Source organism: Saccharopolyspora galaxeae (assembly GCF_016526145.1).
GTDB lineage: Bacteria > Actinomycetota > Actinomycetes > Mycobacteriales > Pseudonocardiaceae > Saccharopolyspora_C > Saccharopolyspora_C galaxeae.
The window spans coordinates 510,426-534,434 of sequence record NZ_JADDUE010000001.1 but is presented as its reverse complement, the minus strand read 5'-3'; the positions used below and the strand labels follow the sequence as shown (position 1 = coordinate 534,434).

The 24,009-nt window shown below is 71.2% G+C and carries 21 protein-coding genes; 10 read left to right on the top strand and 11 right to left on the bottom strand.

Features of this window, described 5'->3' with window-relative positions; translation table 11 throughout:
* Positions 1 to 73 precede the first annotated feature (73 nt).
* From INP57_RS02425 to otsB, 3 genes are all read left to right on the top strand, one after another.
* Positions 74 to 1,528: a threonine/serine exporter family protein gene (locus INP57_RS02425; RefSeq protein WP_200068317.1), complete on the top strand. Its 1,455-nt coding sequence runs from the start codon at positions 74 to 76 to the stop codon at positions 1,526 to 1,528.
* Between the two features lie 222 nt (positions 1,529 to 1,750).
* Positions 1,751 to 3,190, top strand: coding sequence for an alpha,alpha-trehalose-phosphate synthase (UDP-forming) (locus tag INP57_RS02420; RefSeq protein WP_200068316.1), 1,440 nt, complete (start codon positions 1,751 to 1,753; stop codon positions 3,188 to 3,190).
* Positions 3,191 to 3,347: 157 nt separating this feature from the next.
* Positions 3,348 to 5,897 (top strand): trehalose-phosphatase, encoded by a 2,550-nt coding sequence (otsB, locus tag INP57_RS02415; RefSeq protein WP_200068315.1) that lies wholly within the window; start codon positions 3,348 to 3,350, stop codon positions 5,895 to 5,897.
* 122 nt (positions 5,898 to 6,019) lie between these two features.
* Here otsB and INP57_RS02410 read toward each other — a convergent pair whose 3' ends face one another.
* Complete coding sequence (locus tag INP57_RS02410; RefSeq protein ID WP_200068314.1) at positions 6,020 to 7,120, bottom strand: LacI family DNA-binding transcriptional regulator; 1,101 nt, start codon at positions 7,118 to 7,120, stop codon at positions 6,020 to 6,022.
* 187 nt (positions 7,121 to 7,307) lie between these two features.
* Here INP57_RS02410 and INP57_RS02405 point away from each other — a divergent pair, with 187 nt between their 5' ends.
* The 5 genes from INP57_RS02405 (at position 7,308) to INP57_RS30250 (ending at position 12,196) form a co-directional block, all read left to right on the top strand.
* The gene (locus INP57_RS02405; protein WP_200068313.1) at positions 7,308 to 8,405 is read left to right on the top strand and encodes an ABC transporter ATP-binding protein; all 1,098 of its coding nucleotides are present in this window, start codon (positions 7,308 to 7,310) and stop codon (positions 8,403 to 8,405) included.
* A 469-nt stretch (positions 8,406 to 8,874) separates the two neighbouring features.
* Positions 8,875 to 9,888, top strand: a complete 1,014-nt coding sequence (locus INP57_RS02400) for a metal ABC transporter solute-binding protein, Zn/Mn family (protein ID WP_200068312.1) — start codon at positions 8,875 to 8,877, stop codon at positions 9,886 to 9,888.
* 43 nt (positions 9,889 to 9,931) lie between these two features.
* Positions 9,932 to 10,777: a metal ABC transporter ATP-binding protein gene (locus INP57_RS02395; RefSeq protein WP_233626601.1), complete on the top strand. Its 846-nt coding sequence runs from the start codon at positions 9,932 to 9,934 to the stop codon at positions 10,775 to 10,777.
* Positions 10,777 to 11,655 carry a metal ABC transporter permease gene (locus INP57_RS02390; protein WP_200068311.1) on the top strand — a complete coding sequence of 293 codons (879 nt, stop codon included), beginning with the start codon at positions 10,777 to 10,779 and terminating at the stop codon, positions 11,653 to 11,655. Before INP57_RS02395 ends, INP57_RS02390 begins: the two co-directional genes overlap by 1 nt.
* A 52-nt stretch (positions 11,656 to 11,707) precedes the next feature.
* Positions 11,708 to 12,196, top strand: coding sequence for an ion channel (locus tag INP57_RS30250; protein ID WP_200068310.1), 489 nt, complete (start codon positions 11,708 to 11,710; stop codon positions 12,194 to 12,196).
* Positions 12,197 to 12,201: 5 nt separating this feature from the next.
* Here the strand turns inward: INP57_RS30250 and INP57_RS02380 are convergent, their stop codons facing one another.
* The 6 genes from INP57_RS02380 to INP57_RS02355 form a co-directional block, all read right to left on the bottom strand.
* A complete protein-coding gene (locus tag INP57_RS02380) occupies positions 12,202 to 13,482 on the bottom strand; it encodes an alginate O-acetyltransferase AlgX-related protein (protein WP_200068309.1) in 1,281 nt (426 codons plus the stop codon).
* A 54-nt stretch (positions 13,483 to 13,536) separates the two neighbouring features.
* Positions 13,537 to 14,004: a GNAT family N-acetyltransferase gene (locus INP57_RS02375; protein WP_200068308.1), complete on the bottom strand. Its 468-nt coding sequence runs from the start codon at positions 14,002 to 14,004 to the stop codon at positions 13,537 to 13,539.
* Positions 14,005 to 14,048: 44 nt separating this feature from the next.
* Positions 14,049 to 15,482 (bottom strand): MBOAT family O-acyltransferase, encoded by a 1,434-nt coding sequence (locus tag INP57_RS02370; RefSeq protein ID WP_200068307.1) that lies wholly within the window; start codon positions 15,480 to 15,482, stop codon positions 14,049 to 14,051.
* A 292-nt stretch (positions 15,483 to 15,774) separates the two neighbouring features.
* Positions 15,775 to 16,731, bottom strand: coding sequence for a 23S rRNA (guanosine(2251)-2'-O)-methyltransferase RlmB (gene rlmB / locus INP57_RS02365; RefSeq protein WP_200068306.1), 957 nt, complete (start codon positions 16,729 to 16,731; stop codon positions 15,775 to 15,777).
* Between the two features lie 7 nt (positions 16,732 to 16,738).
* On the bottom strand, positions 16,739 to 18,133 hold the full coding sequence (cysS, locus tag INP57_RS02360; RefSeq protein ID WP_200068305.1) for a cysteine--tRNA ligase: 1,395 nt from the start codon (positions 18,131 to 18,133) through the stop codon (positions 16,739 to 16,741).
* A gap of 86 nt (positions 18,134 to 18,219) precedes the next feature.
* Positions 18,220 to 18,927 (bottom strand): HAD family hydrolase, encoded by a 708-nt coding sequence (locus tag INP57_RS02355; RefSeq protein WP_200068304.1) that lies wholly within the window; start codon positions 18,925 to 18,927, stop codon positions 18,220 to 18,222.
* A 134-nt stretch (positions 18,928 to 19,061) separates the two neighbouring features.
* On the opposite strand from INP57_RS02355, the gene INP57_RS02350 reads away from it, so the two are divergent.
* Entirely contained in the window at positions 19,062 to 20,984 is a 1,923-nt protein-coding gene (locus INP57_RS02350) for an NACHT domain-containing protein (RefSeq protein ID WP_200068303.1), read from the top strand.
* Positions 20,985 to 20,987: 3 nt separating this feature from the next.
* On the opposite strand, the gene INP57_RS02345 is transcribed toward INP57_RS02350, so the two are convergent.
* From INP57_RS02345 to INP57_RS02330, 4 genes are all read right to left on the bottom strand, one after another.
* Positions 20,988 to 21,188, bottom strand: a complete 201-nt coding sequence (locus tag INP57_RS02345) for a hypothetical protein (RefSeq protein ID WP_200068302.1) — start codon at positions 21,186 to 21,188, stop codon at positions 20,988 to 20,990.
* 102 nt (positions 21,189 to 21,290) lie between these two features.
* The gene (gene ispF, locus INP57_RS02340) at positions 21,291 to 21,782 is read right to left on the bottom strand and encodes a 2-C-methyl-D-erythritol 2,4-cyclodiphosphate synthase (RefSeq protein WP_295150762.1); all 492 of its coding nucleotides are present in this window, start codon (positions 21,780 to 21,782) and stop codon (positions 21,291 to 21,293) included.
* Complete coding sequence (gene ispD, locus INP57_RS02335; protein WP_200068301.1) at positions 21,779 to 22,555, bottom strand: 2-C-methyl-D-erythritol 4-phosphate cytidylyltransferase; 777 nt, start codon at positions 22,553 to 22,555, stop codon at positions 21,779 to 21,781. Before ispD ends, ispF begins: the two co-directional genes overlap by 4 nt.
* A 19-nt stretch (positions 22,556 to 22,574) precedes the next feature.
* Positions 22,575 to 23,063: a CarD family transcriptional regulator gene (locus INP57_RS02330; RefSeq protein ID WP_200068300.1), complete on the bottom strand. Its 489-nt coding sequence runs from the start codon at positions 23,061 to 23,063 to the stop codon at positions 22,575 to 22,577.
* 276 nt (positions 23,064 to 23,339) lie between these two features.
* Here INP57_RS02330 and INP57_RS02325 point away from each other — a divergent pair, with 276 nt between their 5' ends.
* The gene (locus INP57_RS02325) at positions 23,340 to 23,978 is read left to right on the top strand and encodes a copper chaperone PCu(A)C domain-containing protein (protein ID WP_307849860.1); all 639 of its coding nucleotides are present in this window, start codon (positions 23,340 to 23,342) and stop codon (positions 23,976 to 23,978) included.
* Positions 23,979 to 24,009: the final 31 nt, after the last annotated feature.

The window sequence follows — 24,009 nt, the reverse complement described above, 5'->3', positions numbered from 1 at the left end:
CAACGGCGCCGATGGGCGAGGTGACGATCAAGGCGAGCCGCCGGGAGCGGTGAGCAGGAAGGTGGTTTCAGCGGTGGGAATCACGCAGCGCGCCCGTGGTGTGCTGCGGCGGCGCGAACCGGCCGAGACGGTCGGGACCCGCAACGCCGTTTACGGGCCGGCACTGCCCGACGAATCGACCGTCCACTTGGTCATGGACCTAGGACTGCGCATCGGCGAGGTCCAGATGGCCAGCGGTGCGGGCGCCTCCGACGTGACGGCCACGATCATCGGCGTGGTCAGCGCCTACGGTCTGCCGCACTGCGAGGTCGACGTGATCTACACGTCGATCACGGTTTCCTGCTACCGCGGCACCGAGTCGGTGCCGATCACCTCGCTGCGCGTGGTGCGCAACCGCTCGATCGACTACACCCGCCTCGACGACGTGGAAAAGCTGGTCCGGCGGATCACCGCCGGCGAGATGTCCGCCGCGGAGGCGTACTCGGAGCTGGACCAGATCACCTCCGCACCGCACCCGTTCCCGCGCTGGGTGGCGACGCTGGCCTGGGCCGGGATGGCGGCTTCGCTGTCGGTGCTGCTCGGCGGCGGCCCGCGGCTGGCCATCGTGGCCGCCGTGGCGACCGCGCTGGTGGACCGGATCGGGCGGGTGCTGAACAAACGCGCGCTGCCGTTCTTCTTCCAGCAGGCGGTGGGCGGTGCCATCGCCACCACCATCGCGTTGCTGTGCTCGTACCGGGAGAGCTTCCTACCGGAGGGTTCCGGCGCCCTCGCGGTGGCGGCGAGCATCATCGTGCTGCTGTCCGGGATGACCGTCGTCGGTTCCATGCAGGACGCGATCACCGGGTACAACGTGACCGCAGCCGGGCGGATCGCCGAGATCGCGCTGATGTCCGCCGGGTTGATCGCAGGCGTGGTGCTGGCCCTCTACACCGGTTCCCAGTTGTTCGGCCAGATCGCCGGGGACCCCAGGCTCGCGGGCGCGATGTTCAAGGACGTCGGCGGCGCGCAGATCGAGTCCAAGGCGCTGGTGATCCCGGTGCAGACCCTGGCGGGCGCGTCGACATCCGCGTGCTTCGCGCTGGCCAGCTACGCACCGCCGCGGCCGCTGATCGTGGCCGGGCTCGGCGGCGCGGTCGCGGCGGGCGTCTCGGCGACGTTCACCAGCGTGCTGGCACTGGACCCGGTGCTGGCCGGTGCCGTGGCCACCACGGTGGTCGGCGTGATCGGCGGGGTCGTCGCCCGCAGGCTGGAGATCCCGGCGCTGGTGATCGCGGTCTCCGGCGTGGCACCGCTGCTGCCAGGGCTGGCCACCTACCGCGGGCTGTACGAGATCGTGGTGTTCAGCGACCCGAACGGGATGTCCACGCTGATGCTGGCGGCGGCCACCGGCCTCGCGCTCGGCGCGGGCGTGGTGCTCGGCGAATACCTGGCGCAGCCGGTGCGGACGCGGCTGGGCAGGCTGGAGCGCAAGCTGGTCGGGCCGCGGCTGTCCGGGCCGCTGCGGCCCACCCGCCGCAGGCTGGAATGAGTTGCGTGACCGAACACTCGCTCTCGGTTGCACCACACGTCCGACGCGCCCATGGGGCTGATTGGTTAGCCTCGCGAGCGGGTAGTGGGTGATCCGGGATCGGCCCCGCGATGCCAACCGGGCAGCGGGTGACGCCCAGCCCCGAGCCGCTGGAGAGCACCAACGCCGTCGGCGCAGCCCATCCCGCCCGAGACAGCAGAAGTCTCCCGAGGAGGCACACCGGTGACTAGGGGCAGCAACCCCGCCCGAGCGGATTTCGTCGTCGTGGCCAACCGGCTGACCGTGGACCTGGAGCGGCTGGAAGACGGCACGGAACGCTGGAAGCACAGCCCGGGAGGCCTGGTGACGGCGCTGGAGCCGTTCCTGCGCGCCCGGCGCGGCGCGTGGGTCGGCTGGCCCGGTGTCGCCGACATCGACGTGGAGCCGTTCGACGACGGGGACCTGCACCTGCACCCGGTGCGGCTGTCCTCGGACGAGTTCCGCGACTACTACGAGGGTTTCTCGAACGCGACGCTGTGGCCGCTCTACCACGACGTCGTGGTGCCGCCGGTGTTCGACCGCTCCTGGTGGGAGGCGTACCGGCGGGTGAACAGGCGGTTCGCCGAGGCGGCGGCCGCGGTCAGCGCCGAGGGCGCGACCGTCTGGGTGCAGGACTACCAGCTGCAGCTGGTGCCCGCGATGCTGCGGGAGCTGCGCCCGGACCTGCGGATCGGGTTCTTCCTGCACATCCCGTTCCCGCCGGTGGAGCTGTTCATGCAGCTGCCGTGGCGCACCGAGATCGTGCGCGGGCTGCTGGGCGCCGACCTCGTCGGGTTCCACCGGCCCGGCGGCGCGCAGAACTTCCTGTGGCTGGCCCGGCGGCTGGCCGGTTTCGAGCCCAGCCGCGGCCAGGTCGGGGTGCGCTCGCGGCCGGGCGTGGTGCAGGTCGGCGACCGCACGGTGCGGGTCGGGGCGTTCCCGATCTCGATCGCCTCCTCCGAGCTGGACCACATGGCCCGCAGCAAGGACGTGCAGCAGCGCGCCAAGGAGATCCGGGCCGAGCTGGGCAACCCGCGCAAGATCATGCTCGGGGTGGACCGGCTGGACTACACCAAGGGCATCGACGTCCGGCTGCACGCGATGCACGAGATGCTGCAGGAAGGCCGGGTCCGCGCCGAGGACGTGGCCATGATCCAGATCGCCACGCCCAGCCGGGAGCGCGTCGAGCACTACAAGCAGATGCGCGAAGGCATCGAGCGCGAGGTCGGCCGGATCAACGGCGAGTTCGGCCGGGTCGGCCACCCCGCGGTGCACTACCTGCACACCTCGGTGGACAAGCGGGACCTGGTGGCGTTCTACTGCGCGGCCGACGTCATGGTCGTGACGCCGGTGCGGGACGGCATGAACCTGGTGTGCAAGGAGTACGTGGCGTGCCGCAACGATCTCGGCGGCGCGCTCGTGCTCAGCGAGTTCGCCGGCGCGTCCGCGGAACTGACCAGCGCCTACCTAGTCAACCCGCACAACCTGGACGGAGTCAAGGAAGCGCTGCTGGCCGCCCTCGACATCGAGCAGGCCGAGGGCCGCCGTAGGATGCGAGCATTGCGTAGGCAGGTGCTCACGCACGATGTCGATCGCTGGGCGCGATCGTTCCTCGAAGCGCTGGGTACGACCCTTACGGATTAGTGCGCGGTCCCGCATTCGCCGGCACGACCGGGAAGCGGGCGACGGCACGACCGATCGACCACCGGCAGGCGTGCTGCGGGAACCGGCAGCGGACCCGACTCGCGCGCCGCGGCACCGGATCGATCACGAAGACCCATCCGAGAAGCCCCAGAGGAGTATGGCGTTGACCGCCGAAGCTCTCCCCGCCGAGCTCCGACGCACTCTCGTGCAGCTCGCGCGCACCCCTCGACTGCTGGTCGCCTGCGACTACGACGGCACGCTCGCACCGATCGTGGCCGACCCGAACGCGGCCAAACCGCTGCCCGAATCGGTGCACGCCATGCGTTCGCTGGCCGCTCTTCCCGCGACCACCACCGCGGTGATCTCCGGACGCGCCCTGCGCGACCTCGCCACCCTGTCCCGGCTGCCCGCCGAGGTGCACCTGGTCGGCAGCCACGGCTCCGAGTTCGACGTCGGCTTCGTGCACCAGCTGGACCCGCAGGCCACCGAGCTGCGCACCGCGCTGCAGCGGGCCGCGCAGGAGGTCGTGGTCGGCGAGGAAGGCGTCACGCTGGAGGCCAAGCCGGCCAGCGTGGCCGTGCACGTGCGCCGCGCCGCGGAAGACGTGGCCGAGCGGGTGCTCGACGCCATCCGCTCCGGCCCGGCCACCTGGGACGGCGTGCAGGTCACCGAGGGCAAATCGGTGATCGAGCTGGCCGTGGTGCAGACCGACAAGGGCAACGCGCTGGACGCGCTGCGCCACCAGGTCGGCGCGACCGCCGCGATCTTCCTCGGCGACGACGTCACCGACGAGAAGGCGTTCGCCCGGCTGCACGGCCCGGACATCGGGCTCAAGGTCGGCGACGGCGAAACGCTGGCCGGTTTCCGGGTGGCCGACACCACGCAGGTCGCCACCGCGCTGGCGTTCCTGATGGAGGAGCGGCGCACCTGGCTCTACGGCGAGCAGGCCCCGCCGATCGAGCGGCTGACCATGCTGTCCAACGAGCGCACCGTGGCGCTGCTGACCCCGGACGCCCGGGTGACCTGGATGTGCCACCCAGGGCCGGATTCGGCGGCGGTGTTCGCCGACCTGCTCGGCGGCCCCGGCGCCGGGCACTTCTCGATCCGCCCGCACGGCGGCGACGGCGCACCGCGCAGCCCGCTGCCGCTGGGCCAGCGCTACGTGCCGGGCACCATGACCGTCGAGACCCGCTGGTCGCGGCTGCTGGTCACGGACTACCTGGAGCACGGAGTCGACGGGCACCGCACCGATCTGATCCGGGTGATCAGCGGCGGCAGCACCGCGAGCATCGAGTTCGCCCCGCGCCCCGAGTTCGGCCAGGTGCCGGTGCGGCTGGTGCAGGAGGCGGGCGGCCTGCGGGTGATGGGCACCTCCGAGCCGATCGTGCTGCACTCGCCCGACGTGCAGTGGGAGATCACCTCGGACGGGATGCACGAATCTGCGCACGCCGTGGTGGAAGCCTCCGACGCCGAGCCGGTGGTGCTGGAGATGCGCTGCGGCACCGAGGACCTCTCCCCCGCGCAGCTGACCCAGCCGCAGCGCCGCGCCGCGGCGGACGCCTACTGGTCGGACTGGCTGGAGACGCTCACGCTGCCCGCGGTCGAGCGCGACCTGGTGGGCCGTTCCGCGCTGACGCTGCGCGGGCTGTGCAACACCGACACCGGCGGCATCATGGCGGCCGCCACGACCTCGCTGCCCGAGGAGATCGGCGGGGTGCGCAACTGGGACTACCGCTACTGCTGGCTGCGGGACGGCTCGATGACCGCGCAGGCGCTGGTCACGCTCGGCTCCACCGCGGAAGCGGAAGGTTTCCTGAACTGGCTGCACAACGTGCTGGCATCGCTGCCGGGCCCGGAGCGGCTGCACCCGCTCTACAGCTTGCAGGGCACCAGCCTCGGCCCGGAGGCCGTGATCGACAGCCTGCCCGGCTACGCCGGATCCCGCCCGGTCCGCGTCGGCAACCTCGCCGACCAGCAGGTGCAGCTGGACGTGTTCGGGCCGGTCGTGGAGCTGGTGACGAACCTGGCGGCGGCCACCGGCGCGCTGCGCGATCAGGACTGGGAACTGGTCAAGGCGATGGCCGAGGCCGTCTCGCACCGCTGGTTCGAGCCGGACCACGGCATCTGGGAGGAACGCGACCAGCCGCGGCACCACGTGTACTCGAAGGTGATGTGCTGGGTCACGCTGGACCGCGCGATCAAGCTGGGCGAGCGCTACGACCGCACTCCGGAATCGACGTGGGGCCCGCTGCGCGACCAGATCTCCCAGGACGTGCTCAAGAACGGCTGGCAGGCGGACGTGCAGGCGTTCACCACCGCCTACGAGGGCTCGGACCTGGACGCGGCTTCGCTGCACGTCGGCTTGTCCGGGCTGATCGACCCGGCGGACGAGCGGTTCAGCGCCACGGTCACCGCGATCGAGTCGGAGCTGCGCAGCGGCTCCACCGTCTACCGGTACCGCCGCGACGACGGACTGCCCGGCGACGAGGGCGGTTTCCACCTCTGCGCGGCGTGGCTGATCGAGGCGTACCTGCTGATCGGGCGGCGCACCGAGGCCGAGGAGCTGTTCCAGCAGATCGTGGACACCGCAGGGCCGACCGGGCTGCTGGCCGAGGAGTACGACCCGATCGCGGAGCGTTCGCTGGGCAACCACCCGCAGGCCTACTCGCACCTGGGCTTGATCCGCTGCGCCCAGTTGCTGTCGTAGCGCTGTGCCGCGGGTCGGGCGGCCGAGCCTGACCCGCGCGAACGAGCGGGCCGGCTCGTCCGGTGCACCGGGCGAGCCGGCCCGCTTTTTCCTGCGCCGGCCGGTGCCGGCTCAGCGGCTCGTCACGGCCCGAACCAGCGCTCCTCGGCGGACCGCGGCGGCGCGGCGGTGCTGCCGGTGAGCATCTGCGTCTCCAGCACGACCTCGCGCGGGCGGCCCGGTTCGCTGGTGTCCAGCAGCAACCGCCCGGCCGCGCGGCCCTTCTCCATCACCGGCTGGCGAATCGTGGTCAGCCCGACCCGCTCGGCGTCCTCGATGCCGTCGAAGCCGGTGACCGTGAGGTCTTCCGGCACGCGCAGGCCGCGGCGCTCGGCCTCCTGCATCGCGCCCAGCGCGAGGATGTCCGAGGTGCACACCACCGCGGTGATCTCCGGGTCCAGCTCCAGCAGTTGCGCCGCCGCGGAGGCACCGGATTCGGTGGAGTGGTCGAAGCGCTCCACCACCGGCACCTTCGACCAGTCCACGCCCGCTTCGCTGAACCCTTCGGCGAGCGCGGTGAGCCGGGAGCGCTGCACGTGGAAGCTGGCGTTGGCCTGCCGGTGCACCGAGGCGATCCCGTCGTTGCGCCCGCGCGCGAGCCGCATGCAGCAGACCCCGATGCGCCGGTGCCCGAGGCCGATCAGGTGCTCGGTGAGGACTTTGACGGCGCGTTCGTCGTCCGGCCCGACCCAGTCGACCTGCTCGACGCGCGGCTGGTCGGCGACCACCACCGGCACCGGCCGTTCCAGCACGGCGGCCAGGTGCGGGTCGTCCTCCGGCACCGAGTACACGACGAAGCCGTCCACCCCGGCGCGGTGCACCGACGCGACGTCTTCGTGTTCCGGGTTGGCCGGGATCAGCAGCAGCCCCTGCCCGGCGTCCTCGCAGGCCAGCGCGAGGCCTTCCAGGAAGCGGATCGCCGCGGGGTCGCGGAAGGCGTAGGAGAGGTTCTCGGTGAGCAGCAGTCCGACCGCACCCGCCTTGCGGGTGCGCAGCGAACGCGCCACCGGGTCCGGCCCGGGGTAGCCCAGCCTGCGCGCGGTGTCCAGCACCCGCTTGCGCAGCTCCGGCGAGAGCTGGTCGGGGCGGTTGTAGGCATTCGACACCGTGGTCCTGGAAACGCCCAGCTCCGCGGCGAGCGAAGCCAGCGTCGCGGGCCGTCGGGCATTCGTTGACCGAGCCATGGAGGAACGGTAACGGTTCAGTACTCGGGGGTGAAGCCGCCATGATGCAGATCCCACCGCTGATCGGAAACGATCACTCCTGGTCATCACGTGATCACGCAGTGAACGGGTGCGCCGGAACCCGTGAACTTAACTTAGTTAAGCGCTAAGTTTGCTTTCACTCGAGCCAGTGAAAGGTGCGTCACACATGTCAGAGGTCGCATACGTCCAGGCAGCACGCCTCTACCCCGGCAACCCGCCGGTTCGCGCGGTCGACGCCCTCGACCTGCAGGTCTCCGACGGCGAGTTCCTGGTGCTGGTCGGACCTTCCGGCTCGGGCAAGTCCACGGCGCTGCGGATGCTGGCGGGCCTGGAGGACATCGACGAAGGCTCGATCACCATCGGCGGCCAGGACGTCACCAACACCGCGCCGAAGGCCCGCGACATCGCGATGGTCTTCCAGTCCTACGCGCTGTACCCGCACATGACCGTCGCGGAGAACATGGGCTTCGCGCTCAAGCTGCGCAAGACGCCGAAGGACCGGATCCGGGCCAAGGTCACCGAGGCCGCCAAGATGCTCGACCTGGAGCAGTACCTGGACCGCAAGCCGAAGGCGCTGTCCGGCGGGCAGCGCCAGCGCGTCGCGATGGGCCGCGCGATCGTGCGCGAACCCAGCGTGTTCCTGATGGACGAGCCGCTGTCCAATTTGGACGCGAAGCTGCGGGTGGAGACCCGCGCGAACATCGCCGCGCTGCAGCAGCGGCTGGGCACCACGACGATCTACGTCACGCACGACCAGGTCGAGGCGATGACGATGGGACACCGGGTGGCGGTGCTCAAGGACGGCGTGCTGCAACAGGCGGCCACCCCGCGCGAGCTGTACGAGAACCCGCGCAACGCCTTCGTGGCCGGGTTCATCGGCTCGCCCGCGATGAACCTCAAGACCGTGCGGCTGAACGAAAGCGGCGCGGAGCTGGACGGGCAGACGGTGCCGCTGACCCGCTCGGCGCTGGCCGCCGCCGAGGGGCTGGAGCAGGTGACCTTCGGCATCCGCCCGGAGTCGCTGCGCCTGGTCTCCGGCGCGGACGAGAAGAGCCTGCAGATGACCGTGCAGCTGGTCGAGGAGCTGGGCGCGGACGCGCTCGTGCACGGCACCATCCAGGTCGACGGCTCGCCGGAGCGGTTCGTGGTGCGCACCGACGGCCGCACGCCTCCGGCGCTCGGGCAGCAGGTGCAGGTGGCGCTGCGCGACGCGAGCGAACTGCACCTGTTCCACCCGGAAACCGGCGCCCGCCTCGAGGCCTGACGCGCCCGGAGCGGCAGCGATCCGCTGCCGCGCTGCTCCGCGCAAGGTGCACCGAAACGGCGCGACGGAGTCGCGCCACTGGTTGCGAATGGCCGTCGTCGGCGACAGGACGAGAGCCTGCCTGCCGACGCGCCGGGCCAACTCGATGCCCACCGGGCTCGGCCACGCGGGAGCAGTGCTGCAGCAGGTGGCGCTGCGGCTTGCGCCAGGTGAACGTCGCTCCAGATCCGACCAACCGGTCACGACACTCCCCGCAGCACGATCTCGCCGGATGACCTGCGCAAATCAGTGCACCGGCGGAACGGCTCACAAGCATTCGCGCACTCCGCGGGTCCGGTCGGGCACCGCGAGTGAACACAAATAGTTGTCATGTTCACTTCGCCCAGCCGATGGTTTTCGCTGGTGCGGCGGCGTAAGCTGCACATGACAACGGTTTCCGTTTGCCTGCCGCCTGCCCGAGGAGTCGCACATGACCGCGTTGATCCGACGTGCCCGCCGCACCAGCGCCGCAGTGGCAGGACTGGCGGCGACAGCGCTGACCGTGAGCGGCTGCGGCGGCGCGGGCGGCGGGTCCGCCGACGACGGGCTCAACGTCGTGGCCACCACCAACGTGTGGGCGAGCGTGGCCCGCGCGGTCGGCGGCCCCGGCGTCCAGGTCGACTCGATCATCGACGACCCGGCCGCGGACCCGCACTCCTACGAGAGCAGCCCGCGGGACGCGGCCAAGGTCTCCGATGCCGACCTGGTGCTGGTCAACGGCGGCGGCTACGACGAGTTCGCCGAGCAGATCTTGGCAGGCTCCGGGCAGGACAAGCCGACCGTGCAAGCCGTCGAGGGCGAGAACGAGCACAGCCACGACCACGGCGAACCCGCGCAGGGGGAAAACGAGCACGCCGGACATGAGCACGGCGGACATGAGCACGGGGAACATGAGCACGGGGGCCACGACCACTCCACCAACGAACACGTCTGGTACGACCTGCACGTCGTGCGCGAGACCGCCGACAAGGTCGCCGAGCAGCTCGGCAAGCAGCAACCGCAGCAGGCCCAGGAATTCCGGGACAACGCCGCCAGGTTCGGCGCGCAGATCGAGGACCTCGGCTCCCGGGTGGACCAGCTCGCCGCCGCGGACCGCGGCAAGAAGGTGATCGTCACCGAGCCGGTCGCGCACTACCTGGTCGAACGAGCGGGGCTCACGGACATCACCCCGCAGTCGTTCGTGCGTTCCGCGGAGGAGGGCAACGACCCGCCCGCCGCGGCGGTCGCGGAGATCCAGAACGCGGTGAACTCCAAGCAGGCCGCCGCGGTGATCTACAACCCGCAGACCGAATCCCCGGTCACCAAGTCGGTCCGGGAGGCCGCGCAGCGCGGTGGCACCCCCGTCGTCGAGATGACCGAGACGCTGCCGCAGGATCAGGACTACCTGCGTTGGATGGACGGGCAGATCAACGACCTGCGGCAGGCGCTGACCGCCCGCCCCTGAGCGGCCCGCCCGGACCGCGCCACCTCCGAACCGAAAGCCACCGTTGGAACCCATCACCGACACCGCGGACACCTCCGCGCCCTCCGCACCGGACCGCGACCCCGCGGTCGAGCTGCGCGACGCACGCCTGGCCTACGGCACCCGAGTGCTGTGGGAGGGGCTCGACCTGGACGTGCGCCCCGGGGAGTTCCTGGCCGTGCTCGGCCCGAACGGCTCGGGCAAGACGAGCCTGCTGCGCGTGCTGCTCGGACTGCAGCCGCTGTCGGCCGGAACCGTGCGCGTCGCGGGCGAACCGGCCCGGCGCGGCAGCGACCGCATCGGCTACATCCCGCAGCAGCGCTCCATCGACCCGACGCTGACGGTGCGCGGCACCGACCTCGTCGGGCTCGGGCTGGACGGGCACCACTGGGGCGTGGGCTTGCGGCACCGCCGCGCGCGCAAGCAGCGGGTCGAGCGGGCGCTGCGCGCGGTGGAGGCCACCGAGTACGCGCGGGCGCCGCTGGGCCTGCTCTCCGGTGGTGAGCAGCAGCGGCTCCGCGTCGCGCAGGCCCTGGTCGGCGAGCCGGACGTGCTGCTGTGCGACGAACCGCTGCTGTCGCTGGACCTGGCGCACCAGCGCAACGTGAGCAGCTTGATCGCCCGGCAGGCGCGGGACGCCGACGCGGCGGTGCTGTTCGTGACGCACGAGATCAACCCGGTGCTGCCGCTGGTGGACCGGGTGCTGTACCTGGTCGACGGCCGGTTCCGGATCGGCACTCCGGACGAGGTGATGACCTCGGAGACGCTGTCCGAGCTCTACCGCGCCGACGTGGAAGTGGCCCGCGTCGGCGGCCGCCTGGTCGTCGCGGGCGCCGACGGGCCCGACCACCACGTCGAAGGGCAGCGGTGATGGACGAGCTGATCGAATCGCTGGGCCGGATGTTCGACTTCGAGCTGACCGGGGAGCTGCTCGGCTACCCGTTCGTGCAGCAGGCGCTGCTGGCCGCGGCCGCGCTCGGGCTGGTCTCGGGCGCGCTGGCGCCGCTGGTGGTGGCCCGGAAGATGTCGTTCGCGGTGCACGGCACCGCCGAGCTGGCGTTCACCGGCGCCGCGGCGGCCTTGCTGATCGGGGCGAGCGTCGGCGTCGGCGCGCTAGCGGGCGCCGTGGTCGCTGCGCTGCTGCTCGGCCTGCTCGGGCAGCGCGGCGGTGAGCGGGACTCGGTGATCGGCGCGATCCTCTCGTTCGGGCTGGGTCTGGGCGTGCTGCTGCTGTGGATGAACCCGGAGCGCACCGCGAACAAGTTCAGCCTGCTGGTGGGCCAGATCGTGGGCGTGGACTCAGCCGACGTCGCGCTGCTGACCGGCAGCGCCGCGGTGGTGCTGGTGGCGCTCGCGGTGGTGTACCGGCCGCTGCTGTTCGCCAGCGTCGACCCGGACGTGGCGGCTGCGCGCGGAGTTCCCGCCCGGATGCTCACCCCGCTGTTCGCGGTGCTGGTCGGGGTGGCCACGGCGCTCGGGGTCTACACGGTGGGCGCGCTGCTGGTGCTCGCGCTGATGGTCACGCCGGGTGCCGCGGCGGCGCGGGTGACGGCGAGCCCGCTGCTGGCGACGGTGCTGGCGGTGGTGTTCGCGGAGTTCGCGGTGCTCGGCGGCATCGTGCTGTCGCTGGCTCCGGGGGCGCCGGTGAGCGCGTTCGTGACGATCTTGTCGTTCGTGATCTACCTGGTGTGCAGGCTGGTCGGCGGCGCTCGGCTGCGCCGGGTGGCGCACGCACCGGCCGCGGCCTGAGCCGCCCGGGACGTCGCTGGCGGTCTCCCGCTGCCGCGCCCACGCTGGACCGGTGTTCTCACCGGAGCCGAGCGGACGGACCCTGCTGGTCGGTGCGCTGACGAACGTTGGCGCGATCGCCGCAGGCACGGCGGTGTACTTCGCGCTGCCGCTTGGCGTGTTCGGCAAGTCCGGCACGTGGGCGTTCGTCGCGCTGTTCGCGCTGGGGCTGGCGCTGGTGTCGGCGGCGATCGTGCGGCAGGTGCGGCGCTTCCGCTCCGGCGCGGCCAGGTTGACCGGGGTGCTCACTTCGCTGTACCTGGCGGTGCTGTTCTTCGCGGCTGTCTACTTCGGACTGTCCGCGCACTGGCCGGGGTCGGTGGTGCAGCTGCGCACGAAGGTCGACGCGCTGTACTTCGCGCTGTCGATCACCAGCACGGTCGGGTTCGGCGACGTGCACGCGGCCGGGCAGCAGGCGCGCGCGGTGGTCGGCGTGCATCTCGTGTTCAACCTCGGCTTCCTCGGGGTCGCGGTGCACGCCGTCCGGTCCGTCCGCGCCTGACCGGGTCAACGAGGATGCGCGGCGAGGACCGCGCCGATCCGGTCGGCGACGGCCGGATCGAGCAGGTCGTAGCGGCCGCCGGAGACGAACCGCTCGGACAGCTCGAACGTCACCACCTCGCCTTCGGCCAGGAACTCGCCCATCTCCCGCGGCCGGGCAGGCACGTCTTCGGCGTGCGCGATGCCGATGTCGGTGAACGTCGCGGCCAGGTACGGGCTGGCGAACTGGCTGAACGAGTCCCCGATCATCCGCGTCGGCTGCCGGATCATGCCCGGCTTGGGCGGCGAGTGCAGCTGCAGCGGCCGGTGGAAATCACTGGGCCGGAATCGGGTGTTGTCCGCGCCGCCGTCCGGGGCCAGCGAATATGCCTGGATCGGCACGGTGCGCTGCTGCCCGAGCAGGTCGGGGATGTCCGCGGTGTGCGGGTACTGCCTGCTGGGCGCGACCTTCCAACCGTCGGTCACGCCGGGCTGCAGGCGCTCGCCGAGCTGGTAGGCCATCGTGATGCCGCCCTCGTGGGTCCAGTGCGTGTCGATGTCGTGGTAGATCGGCCGCCCGTTGCGCTCGGCGGCTTCCCGCAGCGGTTCGCGCATGTCCACTGCGCCGGTGGCCTGCGGCACGCGCCGCCAGAACTCCTGCCGCGCGCGCGTGGCGCAGTCCTCGCCCGCGTAGTTCTCCGGCAGGTTCCCCGGGTACATCGTGGATTTGTCCGGCGCGATCACCAGTTGGAACCGCCGCCCGGACGCCTCCACCACCTGCCGCCACCGCTGCAGGCCGCTGATCACCTGCTCCAGGTCGCGCCGCGCGGTGCACGGGTACGACACGTCGTGCCCGAGGTACAGCCAGCCCGCGTCACCCTCGATGACCTTGGGGAACACGTTCTCGTCCAGCGGCGGGCGCGGCTGCTGGTCGCTTCCGGTGCCGATCGGCGAGCTGTGCGAGCCGTTGTCCAACCGGGCGGGTTCACCGAACACGCCCTGGCTGATGCCGTGCACCGAACGCACCGCCGCACCGCGGAACGGCAGGTTCTCCGCCGCCCACGGCCCGAGGCCGGTGAGGAAGCCCCAGCCCTCGGTGATGCTCGGGAACTCCGCGGGCGGCCGGTTCTCCAACTGCTCCGCGCGTGCCCCGAACACCCAGGTCGTCACCGGTGCGGTCAGGAACAGCAGCGCGCACAGCAGGGCCGTGAGCTGCCGCCGCCCGTGCCGCGGCCGGTGCAGCGGGTGCTCCCGCGGCAGCCACGACTCGTGCACCGCAGGTAATTCCGTGGGGTCCGTCCTCGACACGGTGCTCACGCTAGCGGGCGGCCGCGTCCCGCCGCGGGCACTTCACCGCGCTCGTCAGGGGTGCACGAGCAGGAGCAGGTCGGAACGGCTCCCGTCGGGTTCAGCAATGGCGGCGGGCAGGGTCCGTTCCACCACGAAGCCCTCCGACTCGTAGAGCGCCAGCGCCCGCGCATTGCTCGGTTTCACGTCGAGCCACACCCTGCTCGCCTGATAGCGCTGGTGGGCCCGGTCCACCAGCAGCCGCAGCAACCGCCGCCCGGTCCCGGAACCGCGGGCGTGCTCGGCGACCACGATCCTGCGCAGCTCGATCACGCGGTCCTGCCTGCTCAACCCGGCCAGCACCGCGAAACCGGCGGGGCCGTCGCGGGTTTCGGCGAGCAGATGTTCCTGATCGGAGTCCGCCAACGCCTTCGCGTGCCATTCCCGGCTGGTGTCGCCGAGCCACCGGGACGTGCCGTCGTCGAGTTCCATCTCCGCGACAGCGGCCAGCTCGTGCTCGGCGGTGGGGCGCAGATCGAGCATGCGGGCACGGTACTGGGCGAAGTCCGGGCGTTCCGGAGCATTCGTCAGAACTGGTAGTACAAGAACGGGCTGAACGCACCGGTGGCCACCAGCAGCCCGGAGTACGCCAGCCCCACCGTCATGACCCCGATGCGCAGCGCGTTCGCCTGCCTGGTGCGGACGGATTCGAGGAACGGCCCGGTCCCGGTCGTCGCGGGCAGCGCCACCACGACCAACGCGACCAGCAGGAAGAACATCCGCTGGTGCGTGACCGAAGCGGCGACGATGTCGGTCAGCCCGGACAGGTCGGGCACCAGCATGTGCCCGAGCATCGTTCCCGCGGTGCCCAGATCAGGTGCCCGGAAGAACACCCACCCGACGACGATCAGCAGCAGCGTCAAGGCGCGGCGGCCCAGCTGCGCCGCCCACTCCTCCGGCGCGCGGTCGTAACCTGTGGCGCGCTCGACGACCAGCAGCAGCCCGTGGAACAGGCCCCACACCAGGTAGGTCCACGCCGCCCCGTGCCAGAACCCGGTGAGCACGAAGACGATCGTCAGGTTCCGGTAGGTGCGGCCCACACCGCGCCGGTTGCCGCCCAGCGGGATGTACACGTAGTCGCGGAACCAGCGGGACAGCGACATGTGCCAGCGCCGCCAGAACTCGGTGATGGTCACCGAGGAGTACGGGCGCGCGAAGTTCTCCGGGAGCTTGAACCCCAGCATCCGGCCGAGCCCGATCGCCATGTCCGAGTATCCGGAGAAGTCGAAGTACAGCTGCACCGCGTAGCCGATCGCCCCGAGCCACGCCACCGCGAAGGTCATCTCCGAGCCCGGCGTGGCGAAGCAGGCGTCGACCATCGGCGCCAGCGTGTCGGCGACCACGACCTTCTTCGTCAGCCCCCACGCGAACCGGGGGAAACCGGCGGCGATGTCGTCCAGCCGGTGCGTGCGCGGCTGCGGCAGCTGATCGGCGATCTCCCGGTAGCGCACGATCGGACCGGCCACCAGCTGCGGGAACATCGCGATGTAGGTGACGAACGCGACCGGGTTGCGCAGCGCGGGCCGCTCACCGCGGTACACGTCCACGACGTAGGAGATGTGGTGGAACGTGTAGAACGAGATCCCGATCGGCAGTGCCAGCTGCAGTACCGGCAGGTCCGCGCCGAACCAGCCGCCCAGCGTCGCGATCTGCTGCGTGGCGAAGCCCGCGTACTTCCACAGCACCAGGACCAGCAGGTTGAACGAGACCGCGCCGATCAGCAGCCACCTGCGGCGCTGCGCGTCCAACCGCCATTCGTCCGGTTCCAGGCCGCGCCCGGCGAAGTAGTTGACCACCACGCACGCCAGCAGCAGCAACGTCGTGCCGCCTGCGCCGCTGGCGTAGAACACCAGGCTCGCGGCGGCGACGATCCCGTTGCGCGCGGTGCGCGGGGCGAGCAGCACGGCCGCCAGCACGACCGGCAGGAACAACCACAGGAACAGCGGAGTGGAGAAGTACATCGGTGCGCCGGCCTCGCGTTGCCGGGAGGCCCTGGCCTCCCCGTTCGTCTCCGCCGGACTCTAGTGCAGGCGAGTCCCCGGATTCTGCGGAACGGCGCGATCCGATTCGCGCGCGGCGCAGCTACCGGCACCCGCCCCAGCGGCCCGCCCACCCCGCTTCGCCAGGAGTGAACGGACCGTTCGACCAATCTATTCGGACCAACAGTCCGTTCGCTCGGAAACTCCGGGTGCTCGTGAGCGAGCGGATCCGGCGGGGCGCACCCCGATCAGCGCCAGCGGCTCGGCACGCTGCTCAGCGCCTCCGGCGGCGAGCCACCTCGGAGAGCACGACCCCGGCCGCGACCGAGGCGTTCAACGACTCGACCTCGCTGAACATCGGGATGGACACCGTCTGATCGCAGGTGTCCCGCACCAGCCGGGAAAGCCCGCGGCCCTCCGAGCCGACCACCACGACCAGCGGCCGGGTCGCCAGCTCCAGCTCGTCGGAGCTGATGTCGGAGTCCGCGTCCAGCCCGACCACCATCAGGCCCTCGGACTTGAGGTCCTTGAGCGTGCGGGTGAGGTTCACCGCCATCGCCACCGGCAGCTTCGCCGCCGCCCCGGCGCTGGTGCGCCAGGCGACCGCGGTGATCCCGGCGCTGCGCCGCTGCGGCAGGATCACCCCGTGCGCGCCGAACGCGGCCGCGGAACGGATCACCGCACCCAGGTTGCGCGGATCGGTCACCCCGTCCAGCGCGACCAGCAGCGGCGGCCGGCCGGAATCCACGGCGGCGCGGAGCACGTCGTCGGTGTGCGCATACTTGTACGGCGGCACCTGCAGCGCCATGCCCTGGTGCAACGCGCCACCGGTCATCCGGTCCAGCTCGGTGCGCGGCACCTCGACGACCGAGATGCCGCGGTCGCCTGCACGCTGCACCGCTTCTTTCACGCGGTCGTCCGCGTCGATGCCGTACGCCACGTACAGCCCGGTGGAGGGAACCTCCGCGCGCAGGCATTCCGCGACCGGGTTGCGGCCCGCGATCAGCTCCGGCTGCTCCCGCTGTTCCCGCTGCTTGCGCTGCTGGAACTCGGACTTCGCCTTGGCCGAGTCGACCCGCTGCTTGGCGGGGTGGCTGACCCGGTTCTTCGCCTTGGGCGTGGGGCCCTTGCCTTCCAGCCCCTTGCGACGCTGGCCGCCGGAGCCCTTCACCATGCCCTTCTTGGTGCCGGGCTTGCGGGTCGCCCCGCGGCGCTTGTCGTTGCCTGCCAACGTTGTCTCACCCGTCCTTGAGTGTCCACAGCGGACCGTCGGGGGTGTCCTCGACGGCGACGCCGGAAGCCAGCAGCCGGTCCCGCAACAGGTCGGCGGTGGCGAAGTCGCGTTCCGCCCGCGCTTTCTGCCGCTGCTCCAGCAGGCCGTCCACCAGCTCGGTCAGTGCTCGCCGCGCCGCGTCGTCGGCGCCGGAATCCTCGGCCCACTGCGGCGAGAGCGGGTCCAGGCCGAGCACATCGGTCATCGTGCGCACCGAGGCCGCCGCCGTGCGCGCCGCGGCGTCGTCACCGGCGTCCAGCGCCGCGTTGCCGTCGCGGATCGTGGTGTGCACCGCGGCGATCGCCTGCGGCGTGGACAGGTCGTCGTCCATCGCCGCGGCGAACTCCGGCCGGACCTCGCCGTGCTCGACGCTGCCGGTGCGCTGCACGACGCGGTGCAGGAACGACTCGATCCGGCGGTAGGTGGTGCTCGCCTCGGTCAGCCCTTCCTCGGAGAACTCGACGGTCGAGCGGTAGTGCGGGCCGACCAGGTAGTACCGCAGCTCGCTGGCCCTGGCGCGTTCCAGCACCGCCGGGATGGTCAGCATGTTGCCGAGCGACTTCGACATCTTCTCGCCGCTCATCGTCACCCAGGCGTTGTGCATCCAGTACCGGGCGAAGGGGTCGCCGGCCGCGTTGGACTGGGCGAGTTCGTTCTCGTGGTGCGGGAACACCAGGTCCAGCCCGCCGCCGTGGATGTCGAACTCGCTGCCCAGGTAGCTGGTCGCCATCGCGGAGCACTCCAGGTGCCAGCCCGGCCGCCCCTCGCCCCACGGCGTGGGCCAGCTCGGTTCGCCGGGCTTGGCGGCCTTCCAGAGCGTGAAGTCGCGCGGATCCCGCTTGCCTGCGGCCGCGACCTCGCCCTGCTGCACCTCGTCGAGGCGCTGCCCGGACAACCTGCCGTACTCCTCGCTCCAGGAGGACACCGAGAAGTACACGTCGCCGCCGGTGGCGTACGCGTGCCCCTTGTCGATCAACCGCTCGATGAGCTCGGACATCTGCCCGATGTGCCCGGTGGCGCGCGGCAACGCCGACGGGGGCAGGCAGCCGAGCTGGTCGTAGGCGTGCTCGAAGGCCCGCTCGTGGGTGGCCGCCCACTCCCACCACGGACGTCCGGCCTCGGCCGCCTTGTTGATGATCTTGTCGTCGATGTCCGTGACGTTGCGGATCAGCCGCACGTCGTAACCGGTGTGCCGCAGCCAGCGGCGCAGCACGTCGAAGTTGAGCCCGCTGCGCACGTGGCCGACGTGCGGCACGCCCTGCACGGTCGCCCCACAGACGTAGATCGACGCCACTCCGCCGCAGCGCGGGTGGAATTCGCGCGTCGTCCGGGTCGCGGTGTCATGCAGGTGCAGGCTCACGATCCCGATGGTACGGGGCCAGCCTGATCGCGAACCACGACAGGGGTCGGCGCGTCAAGACCGGCCAGCGGAATTTCCGCCCGGCCTCAACCCTCGCGGACCGGTTCGGCCTGCGCACCGTGCGCGGCGACCGCCTTGAGCAGCGCATCCGGCCGGTCCTCGGTCGGCAGCGGGGGCACGATCTCGACGGCGCAGCCGATCTGCGCGGCGCCGCCGTCGGCCTCCTCGCTGTCGCCGATCATCAGCGCCTCCTCCGGCGCCACGTCCAGCCGCGCGCAGGCGAGCCGGAACAGCTCGGCGTCCGGCTTGATCACGCCTTCGACGTAGGACATCAGGTACTCGTCGACGAGGTCGAGCACGCCCAGCTCGGCGAACGCCGGCCGGATGTCGAAGGCGATGTTGCTGATCACCGCGATCCGCACGCCCTGGTCCCGCAGGTTGCGCAGCACCTGGGCGGTGTCCGGATACGGCGTCCAGGACAGCGGGTCGACCAGCCGCGAGTACAGCCCCTCGGCCTGCTCCGGCGTGCTGATCCCGGACAGCCGCAGCACCTCGAGGTTCGACTTGCGGTGCATCTCCGGGTCGAGGTCCCGGTGGTACCAGGCGTGCTGGTACTCGGGCTCCATCACCGCCACGTTGCCGGACGGGGCGGTGAGCTTGCGCAGCACCTCGGTCTGCGCCTCCAGGTCCAGCGGGGTACCGCTGCCGTCGGTGAGATCGGCCAGCCAGGACTCGTCCTGCTCCAACCGGAACAACGTGCCGGAGAAGTCGAAGAACACCGCGCGCAAGGTCACCGGCCCAGCGTACGTGCGGGCCGGAGCGCACCGCCGGAACCTGCGGCCGATCTCACTGCGCAACGACGACCGGACACGAGGTGACCGCACTCTCCGCTACCCTTCGATCACAGCACCGGCTGCCGAAGGCGACCATGGCGCACTCGCACAACGAGTTCCACGGCAATGCCAAGCACGTTGTCCAGGCGGAACGCATCGACAACGTGCACATCACGCAGGTCCCCGATGATCCGCTGAGCGAGCCCCAGGAAGCCCTCGCGCACGCCGTCGAACTGCAATGGCGCGAAGAAGCGGCCAAGCGCAGGCTGTTCGACCCGGCACCGCTGGCGGTGTCCTGGCACGCGGTCGACGGAGACCTGGCCGACCACGCGCGCAACACCGGCGCACCGATCTCCGGCAGCAGCGACCGGATCAGCACCCTGGTGCGGGCCTTCCGGGAGACGCCGGAACGCCGCCTGGTCCTGCTCGGCGACGGCGGCTCCGGCAAGACCACGCTCGCGCTGCTGTTGCTGCTCGGGCTACTGAAGGAGCGCGCGCCGGGTGATCCGGTGCCGGTGCTGCAGTCGATCAGCTCGTGGAACTCCGCCGGTGAGCACGTGCACACCTGGCTGGCCCGGCGGCTGGCGGAGGACTACCCGGACCTCGGTGATCAAGGGCCGGACACCGTGCAGCGCCTGCTCGGCACCGGTCGCGTGCTGCCGATCCTGGACGGCTTGGACGAGTTGCCCGGCCCTCGGCGGGAGCTGGCGATCACGACGTTGAACCGCTCGCTGAACGCCGACGCCCCGCTCGTGCTGACCAGTCGCACCGTGGAGTACGAGGCAGCGGTCCGCAAGGCCGATGTGCTGCGGTCCGCGGCGGTGGTGCAGGTCGAGCCGGTCGGCGTCGACGTGGTCATCGACTACCTGTCCGCGGCCGTCTCGCCGCAGCGGACGAACTCGTGGCAGCGGGTGTTCACGCATTTGCGGGAGCACCCGGACGGACCGCTGGCCCAAGCCCTCGGATCGCCGTTCATGGCCTCGCTGCTGCGCAACGTTCATGCGCCGCGGCGGTACGCACCGGTGCACCTGACCGAGCTGGCGACCCGTAGCGAGGTGGACGAGCACCTGCTGGACGACCTGGTGCGGCACGCCTACGAGGAGCCATCGGCGCAGGCGCACGATCCCCGAAAGGCCCCGCAGTGGCTTCGGTTCCTGGCCGGCACTCCGCACACCGGCAACAAGCACGGTGTCGGCAATCCCGACCTGGCGTGGTGGGAGCTGCAATTCGCGGTGCCGCGTTGGCTCTACCCGGTTTCCGGCGGAATCGTCTTCGCCGTGGCACTGGGTGCGTGCTGGGCGGGCGCGGGCAACCCGGTGGAGCTGTTCGACCCGGTCCTCGCCGTCGGCTCGCTCGTAGTGACCTTCCTGATCTTCATGGGCCGCTTCAGCATCGCCGCTGTGGAAGGCAAAGCCCCGAAGTCGACGCTGCGGCGGACCGGACGCCGACCTGTCACCGACCTCGCCCGGAGAATCGCGCGAGTGTGCGCGGCGATGGTCGCGGTCTCCGCGGCGATGCTGCTGACGGGAGGCGCGGCGATCCAGTTCCTGCTCGGCGCGAGCAACTCCCGGAACGGCCGATCCCGGGCGACCTGGCACTGGCTGACCCGCGGCGGCGGCATCTCCGGCACCTCGTGGGAGGCGACCACTCCCACTACTTCGTTGCGCGACGACCGGACCGCCACCCTGATCCCGGCGTTGACCTTCCTCGTGCTCGGGAAACTGCCGACGCTCGCGCTCTTGGCGCTGGGGCCGATGCCCCCGGACGAAGCGTGGCCGGTCACCACCGCAGGGCTGACCGACCTCATCGGGACGGTGCTGTGCATCGGAACGCTGACGGAATCAGCATGGTGGTACTTCGTGATCGCCCGCGGCTGGCTGGCGATGCGCGGCAAGATCCCGCTGCGGCTGATGCGGTTCCTCGACGACGCGCGGGAGCGCGAACTGCTCCGGCAATCCGGAGCCGTGTACCAGTTCCGGCACGCGCAGCTGAAGGAGCACATCAAGCAGAAGTGGTGATGCTCAGCATCGGCTCGCCCGGTCGCGGTGCATGGGCGCGAGGATTCCGAACACGCAGCACGCGGTGCTGATCCACAGGACCAGCGCGGCCAAGGCGAGCGCGGCGGGCCCGCCGCCCGCCCACAGCAGCAATGCGCACGGCCAGGCGATCAGCGGCTGTCCGACCACTGCCCGGCGCACCCAGCGGTTCTGTCCGATCACCATGCGTCGAGCATGAACCGGATGCGGGCGGCGCGGCCAGGGTGCGCACCCCGAGCTTTCCCGGACTTGTCCCCGCGATCCCCCGGCGTTAACCGGGCGCGCAGGTCAAGCGGCCGGGAAGAGCAACGCGGTGGCGATCGCGGCGATGCCTTCCCCGCGGCCGGTCAGCCCGAGCCCGTCACTGGTGGTTCCGGAAACCGACACCGGCGCGCCGAGCACCTCGGAAAGCACCCGCTGCGCCTCCTCGCGGCGCTTGCCGATCCGCGGCGCGTTGCCGATCACCTGGACCACGGCGTTGCCGACCTGGAAACCGGCCGCGGTGATCCGCGAGCGCGCTTCGGTCAGCAGCTCCGAACCGTGCGCGCCGGACCACCGCTGGTCGCCGGTGCCGAACACGGCACCGAGATCTCCGAGCCCGGCCGCGGAAAGCAGCGCGTCGCACAGCGCGTGCGCTGCGACATCACCGTCCGAATGTCCGCTGCACCCGTCGACGCCGGGCCAGTGCAGCCCGGCCACCCAGCACTCGCGTCCCGCTTCCACCGGATGCACGTCGACGCCCTGCCCGATCCGGGGAACCGGGCCGGACGGTGCGTTCACCGGGGATCTCCGATCGGTTCGGCCGCGAGCACCGACTCGGCGATCGCCAGGTCGAACGCGGTGGTGATCTTCAAGGCGTGCGGGTGGCCCGCAACGGTGCGCACCACACCACCGATCCGCTCGACCAGCCCGGCGTCGTCGGTGGCGGAGTCATCGGCCGCGGCGTACGCGGCGCGCAGCACGTCGATCTCGAAGCCCTGCGGGGTCTGCACGCTGCGCAGCCGGGAACGGTCCACGGTCGCGCTGACCACCTCGTCGGCGTCGACCTGCTTGATCGTGTCACTGACCGGCAGCACCGGAACGACCGCGGAGGCACCGCCGCGAACGGCGTCGGCCACCTCGCGGATCACCGGCACCGGGGTGAACGCCCGCGCGGCGTCGTGCACCAGCACCGCCCGGACATCCGGCACGGCCCGCTCGGCCGCCGCCAGTGCCAGCCGCACTGACTCGGTCCGGTCCGCACCACCGGCAACGACGCCGACCGGCGAAGCCGGATCGGACACCTCGGCAGGTGATTCGGGAACGTTCGCGCCGAAACCGGAATCCGGCCGCCACGACGCGACGGCACCGAGCACCGCCAACTCCCGCTGCACGACATCGACCTGGTCGGGCGGGGCAGCGACCACCACGTGGTGCACGCTGCCGGACTCCAACAGCCCGCGAACGGCGCGGACCAGCAAGGACTCACCCGAAACCGGGACCAGTGCTTTCGGCGTCCCGGCCCCCAGGCGCACCCCGCGCCCGGCGGCCGGAACCAGGGCCACCACTTTCACGCTTCGCCGGACCCGCCGATCAGACGGCCGTTGCGAGCACTTCGTCCAACAGGGACTCGGCCTTGCCCTCGTCGGTGCCCTCTGCCAGCGCGAGCTCGCTGACCAGTATTTGCCGGGCCTTCGCGAGCATTCGCTTCTCACCCGCGGACAATCCGCGGTCCTTTTCGCGCCGCCAGAGGTCGCGCACCACTTCGGCCACCTTGTTCACATCGCCGGAGGCGAGTTTCTCCACGTTGGCCTTGTACCGCCGGGACCAGTTCGTCGGTTCCTCGGTGTGCGGGGCGCGCAGCACGTCGAAGACATGGTCCAGACCCTCTTGACCGACCACGTCCCGAACACCGACGATCTCGGCGTTGTCCGCAGGAACGCGCACGGTCAAGTCGCCTTGGGCGACTCGCAGGACGAGGTACTGCTTTTCCTCGCCCTTGATCACGCGGGTCTCGATTGCTTCGATGAGCGCAGCACCGTGGTGCGGGTAGACGACGGTCTCTCCGACCTTGAAAACCATGTGTCCTCTGCCCCTTTCGCTCAGCTCAGCCTAGCACGAGCGACAACCGAGCCTCGACCGCCCTACCATCGTCATCGCAGGTCAGGACGCGATCGGGGGTTGACAAACAGCCACTGGCCGTGCTTCGCCAGGTCCGCGCGGATGGCTCGATTGATCCATTGTGGACATCCGGTGGGCGGGCCGCACGCCGCCGGACGGGGGTCTGCCTCGGGTCCTGCGGGAAGGGCGATTAAGCTGCCACGCGGTCGTCCGGCTATCAGGAAGGACACTGCCACCGTGAGCCGCCCCCAGCACCACACTGCTTTCCGCGTGCGGTTGACCTCGGCCGCACTGGGCCTGGGCGCCGTCGTCGCACTCGCCGGCTGCAGCGCGGGCCAGGTGACCGAGACCGACACCCAGGTCGCCGCCGTCCCCGGCGGCAGCGGCGATGTCAACGGCATCGGCGTGCGCAACGCGACGCTGGTCTTCCCGACCGGCCAGGGCCGGTACGGCCCGGGCTCCTCGGCGCCGCTGCAGGCCGTCTTGATCAACAGCGGCGCGCAGGACGACAAGCTGGTCCAGGTCACCAGCAGCTTCGCCAATTCGGTGCAGGTCGGGCAGACGACGGAGCTGCCGTCGAACAGCTCGCTGCACGCCGACGGTGCGCCGTCGCAGAGCGGCCAGACCTCGCAGGGTGCCCAGCCTTCGCAGAGCGGCCAGCCGTCGCAGCAGCAGGCGCCCTCGCAGGGCAGCGCCACCGACGAGCGGCAGGTGTCGATCACGCTGAACGGCCTCACGCAGCAGATCACACCGGGCGTCACGGTTCCGGTGACCTTCGTGTTCGCCAAGGCCGGACCGGTCACCGTGCAGGTGCCGATCGGCGAGGACTCCAGCCCGCGCCCGGAACACGGTTCCGGCGGGGCGAGCCACCACTGACCAGCGGTTTCGCTTCGGGAGGGCCGCCAGC

Coding starts and splice junctions, on each gene's coding strand:
- otsB (WP_200068315.1), top strand. CDS start 3,348: ATGGCGTTGACCGCCGAAGCTCTCCCCGCCGAGCTCCGACGCACTCTC.
- INP57_RS02410 (WP_200068314.1), bottom strand. CDS start 7,120: ATGGCTCGGTCAACGAATGCCCGACGGCCCGCGACGCTGGCTTCGCTC.
- INP57_RS02405 (WP_200068313.1), top strand. CDS start 7,308: ATGTCAGAGGTCGCATACGTCCAGGCAGCACGCCTCTACCCCGGCAAC.
- INP57_RS02400 (WP_200068312.1), top strand. CDS start 8,875: ATGACCGCGTTGATCCGACGTGCCCGCCGCACCAGCGCCGCAGTGGCA.
- INP57_RS02390 (WP_200068311.1), top strand. CDS start 10,777: ATGGACGAGCTGATCGAATCGCTGGGCCGGATGTTCGACTTCGAGCTG.
- INP57_RS02375 (WP_200068308.1), bottom strand. CDS start 14,004: ATGCTCGATCTGCGCCCCACCGCCGAGCACGAGCTGGCCGCTGTCGCG.
- INP57_RS02370 (WP_200068307.1), bottom strand. CDS start 15,482: ATGTACTTCTCCACTCCGCTGTTCCTGTGGTTGTTCCTGCCGGTCGTG.
- INP57_RS02350 (WP_200068303.1), top strand. CDS start 19,062: ATGGCGCACTCGCACAACGAGTTCCACGGCAATGCCAAGCACGTTGTC.
- INP57_RS02345 (WP_200068302.1), bottom strand. CDS start 21,188: ATGGTGATCGGACAGAACCGCTGGGTGCGCCGGGCAGTGGTCGGACAG.
- INP57_RS02330 (WP_200068300.1), bottom strand. CDS start 23,063: ATGGTTTTCAAGGTCGGAGAGACCGTCGTCTACCCGCACCACGGTGCT.